The 285-nt window shown below is 51.2% G+C and carries 1 protein-coding gene; it reads left to right on the forward strand.

All coding sequences use genetic code 11. From position 1 onward, the window contains the following. On the forward strand, nt 1–285 hold a 285-nt coding region (locus tag AX663_RS10855), incomplete at both ends, for an Ig-like domain-containing protein (protein ID WP_231724232.1).

A 285-nucleotide genomic window follows, 5' to 3' on the forward strand; every position in this document is an offset into this window, starting at 1 on the left:
CTACAGACCTTACAGGTAAAGCAGGCACTAAGACACCGGTTGAAGTAAGCGCAGAGCCAGGCTCAACTGTTGCCCTTTACGATAAAGACGGCAACAAGATTGGTGAAGCGACAGCAGGCGCAGATGGCAAAGCAACGATTACGCCAACTGTTGACATTCCAGCAGGCAATGTAACTGCGACAGCGACAGACCCAGCCGGAAATACATCAGACGCAAGTGATCCTAAAGTAGCGACAGACACCACAGCGCCAGTGAAACCAGTAGTCGCTACAGACCTTACAGGTA

Origin of the sequence: Streptococcus sp. CCH8-H5, assembly GCF_001556505.1 — a bacterium.
Lineage (GTDB): Bacteria > Bacillota > Bacilli > Lactobacillales > Streptococcaceae > Streptococcus.